Below are 4066 nucleotides of genomic sequence, written 5' to 3' on the forward strand. Positions count from 1 at the left end.
ACCCCATGGCCCCCAACCCCTCCCCCCACCCCCCCCTCTCCCCCCCCCGCGGTCCCGTCCCGGGGCCGGCCGCCCGCCGCCGTCACCGCCGGTAGAGCGGCTCGCCGGGCAGCCCGGCGCTCGCCGGGAGCACCGCCAGGTCGAGACCCCGGTCCAGCCGCACCCGCAGCACCGGGTCCGCGGCCACCGCCCGTCCGACCCGCTGCGCGGCCGCCTGCATCCCGGCCTGGTCGAGCGCCGGGTCGAGGACGACCGCGAGCACCCCGTCCGAGTCCCCGGACGGCGCCAGCATCCCGGCGGTCACCTGCGGCTCGGCCGCCAGCAGCGCCCGGACCGCCTCGCGCACCTCGGGGTCGCCGGCCGGCGGCAGGTAGGGCCGGTTCTCCGCGAGCGCGCGCAGCCGGGCCCCCGACAGCTGGAACGGCACCGGCCCGGCCGGGTCCACCAGCAGGGTGTCCGCCCGCTCGGAGAAGGCGACCATCGCCGCCTGCGGGGCGGCGGTCGGCGCCGGACGGGCGTCGGCGCGCCAGCGCGCCAGCGACTCCAGCGAGGTGAAGGCCGGCAGCGCGCGCCGGCCATCGGCGGCCTCCAGCACCGGGACGGCCATGTCGCTGGTCTTCTCGTGCCGGTGCCCGTGCGCGTCCACCTCGACCTCGCCGAGGATCGCCACGATCGGCACCATCAGCCGGGTGGGGGTCAGCGCCGCGAGCACCTCCGGCTCGGCCGCGCGGTCCTGCGCCCAGCGGGCGAGCGCGGCGGCCAGCGCCGGATCGGCGCCGCCGTCGTCGCCGGAGAAGCCCGGGTCGGGGATGTTCTTGCCGACGAACGCCGGGTTGGAGAAGTCTTTGCGGTCCACCCGGCCGACCCTATGCCACCACCCCCTCCCGTCCCCACGGACCGAAGGTCCCCCGTCCGTCCCCTACCCGCGGGTAGGCGCGGTGTGGCAGTCTGCGCCCATGGCCACGCCCGAAGCCGCTGCCGCCGACGCCGCCCGCGCCGCGTCCGTCCCCTCGCCGGCCGCCGACCGCGCCCGGTACGACCGGGCCACCGCCCACCTGGACGGCCCGGTGGCCGTCGTCGACCTGGAGGCCTTCGACGCCAACGCCGCCGACCTGGTGCGCCGGGCCGGCGGCAAGCCGGTCCGGGTGGCGAGCAAGTCGGTGCGCTGCCGCGCCCTGCTGGAGCGGGCGCTGGCCGTGCGGGGCTTCGCCGGGGTGATGAGCTTCACCCTCGCCGAGTCGCTCTGGCTGGCCCGCGGCGGGCTGGACGACGTCCTGCTCGCCTACCCCTCCAGCGACCGGGCCGGCTTCGCCGAGCTGACCGCCGACCCCGGGCTCGCCGCCGCCGTCACCGTGGTGCTGGACGACCCCGCCCAGCTGGACCTGGTCGACGCCGCCCGGGCCGGCACCGCCGAGGTGCGGGTCGGCCTGGAGCTGGACACCTCGCTGCACCTGCTCGGCGGGCGGGTGCGGGTCGGCGCGCGCCGCTCCCCGCTGCGCACCCCCGAGGACGTGGCCGCCTTCGCCGAGCTGGTGCAGCGGCGCCGGGGCTTCCGGGTGGTCGGGCTGATGGCGTACGAGGGACACGTCGCCGGGGTCGGGGACTCCGTGCCCGGGCGCCCGGTGCGCTCCGCGCTGGTGCGGATGATGCAGACCCGGGCGCGGACCGAGCTGGCCGAGCGCCGCGCGGCCACCGTACGGCTGCTGCGCCGGGTGGCCGAGCTGGAGTTCGTCAACGGCGGCGGCACCGGCAGCGTCGAGTCGACGGTGGCCGAGCGCGCGGTGACCGAGGTGGCGGCCGGGTCCGGGCTCTACCAGCCGCAGCTGTTCGACCACTACCGGGCGTTCCGCGGCCGCCCGGCCGCGCTGTTCGGCCAGCCGGTGGTGCGCCGCCCCGGAGTGGGCGTGGTGACCGTGCTCGGCGGCGGCTACCCGGCCTCCGGCGCGGCCGGCCCGGACCGCTCCCCCGTGCCGTACCTGCCGCCGGGGCTGCGCTACGACCCGATGGAGGGCGCCGGCGAGGTGCAGACGCCGCTGCTCGGGGCGGCGGCCGACGACCTGCTGATCGGCGACCGGGTCTGGTTCCGGCACGCCAAGGCGGGGGAACTCTGCGAGCGCTTCGCCGAGTTGCACCTGGTGCGGGGGGACGCGGTGGTGGACACCGTGCCGACCTACCGGGGCGAGGGCCGGACCTTCCTCTGACCTGGGCGGTTCCGCCCTGCCGCGGACCCGGTTGCACTACCGTGGGACGCACACCGCGAACGGGACCGACAAAGGGGGAGGCCGTGGAGGCCGAGATCGCACAGCTGGTGACCACGGGCGCCACGACGGTGGTCGGACTGATGGCCACCGAGGCCTGGACGCAGCTGCGTTCACGGCTCGCGGGCCTGCTGGGGCGCGGCCGGGACGCCGAGGAGGTGTCCGCCGAGCTGGAGGAGATCCGGGTCGAGGTGGTCCGGGCGGATGGCGACGCCGGGCTGGTCGACGACCAGGCCGCCGAGCTGCGCAACCGGATCCGCCGGCTGCTCCGCCAGGAACCCGAGGCGGCGGGCGAACTGCGCGCCCTGCTGGAGGAGTTCACGCGAGGCGCGACGAACATCACGGTGTACAACAACATCGTCGAGGGCGGGACGCACCACGGCATGGTGTTCCAGGTGGGCCGGCTCGACCGCAACTACCAGGCACCGCCGCCCGCGCCCGGCGGCAGCTGAGCCCCCCGGGGAACCTTGGCCGGACCTTAAGAGGGCCCGATGGGATGCCTAACCCAGGCGTCCCGTCGGGCCTTTGCGCTGCTCGGAGGCCTACTTTCCGTCAAAAAGTGGCCCAGAACGCGCTATTGCCAGCTGGTCTAGTCCAATCATACGCTCAGCCCAGGGGTCGCGCGCCGGGTCGGCCGTCCCCTCGGGCAGACGTGCCCGGCAGTCCCCCACAGCTTCGACCCGGTTCACGGTCAAGGAGTCCCCACCCCATGTCCATCAAGCGAACCGCCATGTCCGTCGGCGTCATCGGCGCCGCCTTCCTCTCCGTCACCTCCGTCGGCATCGGCACCGCCGGCGCCCACGGCACCGTCACCAACCCGGTCAGCCGGGTCGCGGCCTGCTACGCGGAAGGCCCGGAGACCCCCAAGTCGCAGCTCTGCAAGGACGTCGTCGCGCTCGGCGGCACCCAGCCGCTGTACGACTGGAACGAGGTCAACCTCGCCAGCGTGGCCGGCAACCACCAGGCGCAGATCCCGGACGGCAAGCTCTGCTCCGCCGGCCGCGACAAGTACAAGGCGCTGGACCTGCCGCGTGCCGACTGGCCGGCCACCGCGGTCGCGGCCGGCAAGATCGACTTCAAGTTCCGGGTCACCGCCGCCCACCAGGGCAACCAGACCATCTACATCACCAAGCAGAGCTGGGACCCGACCCAGCCGCTGAAGTGGTCCGACCTCGACGCGGTCCCGGTCGCGCAGGTGCCCACCTCCCGCACGTCCGACAACGGCTACTACAACTACAGCGGCACCCTGCCGCAGCGCACCGGCCGTCAGCTGCTCTACATGGTCTGGCAGCGCACCGACAGCCCCGAGGCGTTCTACAGCTGCTCCGACGTCGACTTCGGCAAGGGCGCCACCACCGCCGGCGCCGTGTCGGCGCTCGCCGCGCAGGCCCCGGCCGCGCCCAGCGAGGAGCAGATCGCCGCCGGCCAGTCCAAGTCCACCGTCGCCCACCACGGGCACGGCGGCAACGCCGAGGAGCCCGCCGGCAAGGTCGTCGCGGCCGACAGCGCGGCGGTGGGTGGCGGCTCCGCCACCGGCCCGCTGCTGCTGACCGGTGCCGCCGCGATCGGCGTCGGCTGGGCCGGCATGGTGCTCCGGCGCCGTCGGGTCGAGGCTGTGCGACACGACGGCTGACCGCCGGAAGCCGGGGCCGGGCCGTCCCACCCCCCGTTCGGCCCCGCCCCGGCCGATCCGTCGCAGCTGAGGACGGCGGGGGGGGGGGCCGGGGGGGGGGGGGGGGGGGGGGCCCCCGGGGGGGGGGGCCCCCCCCCCCCCCCGCCGGGGCGGGGGGCGGCGCCGGGGGCCGGCC

Annotated in this window: 4 protein-coding genes; 3 read left to right on the top strand and 1 reads right to left on the bottom strand. The window is 76.4% G+C overall.

The window, feature by feature from the left end; genetic code table 11:
• Window positions 1-82: 82 nt before the first annotated feature.
• Window positions 83-856 carry an SseB family protein gene (locus ABT093_RS40490; RefSeq protein WP_350572517.1) on the bottom strand — a complete coding sequence of 258 codons (774 nt, stop codon included), beginning with the start codon at window positions 854-856 and terminating at the stop codon, window positions 83-85.
• 100 nt (window positions 857-956) lie between these two features.
• Between ABT093_RS40490 and ABT093_RS40495 the strand changes: the two genes are divergently transcribed.
• The 3 genes from ABT093_RS40495 to ABT093_RS40505 all read left to right on the top strand — a co-directional run bounded on the left by ABT093_RS40495 (window position 957) and on the right by ABT093_RS40505 (window position 3891).
• Window positions 957-2201, top strand: coding sequence for an amino acid deaminase/aldolase (locus ABT093_RS40495; protein ID WP_350572518.1), 1245 nt, complete (start codon window positions 957-959; stop codon window positions 2199-2201).
• An 83-nt stretch (window positions 2202-2284) separates the two neighbouring features.
• On the top strand, window positions 2285-2710 hold the full coding sequence (locus ABT093_RS40500) for a hypothetical protein (RefSeq protein WP_350572519.1): 426 nt from the start codon (window positions 2285-2287) through the stop codon (window positions 2708-2710).
• Window positions 2711-2967: 257 nt separating this feature from the next.
• Window positions 2968-3891, top strand: coding sequence for a lytic polysaccharide monooxygenase auxiliary activity family 9 protein (locus ABT093_RS40505; RefSeq protein WP_350572520.1), 924 nt, complete (start codon window positions 2968-2970; stop codon window positions 3889-3891).
• Window positions 3892-4066 lie beyond the last annotated feature (175 nt).

The sequence above is a fragment of the Kitasatospora sp. NPDC002551 genome, assembly GCF_040296005.1.
GTDB lineage: Bacteria > Actinomycetota > Actinomycetes > Streptomycetales > Streptomycetaceae > Kitasatospora.

What these genes read in the sequence shown, in the direction of transcription:
- ABT093_RS40505 (WP_350572520.1), top strand. Translation starts at nt 2,968, where the DNA reads ATGTCCATCAAGCGAACCGCCATGTCCGTCGGCGTCATCGGCGCCGCC.
- ABT093_RS40495 (WP_350572518.1), top strand. Translation starts at nt 957, where the DNA reads ATGGCCACGCCCGAAGCCGCTGCCGCCGACGCCGCCCGCGCCGCGTCC.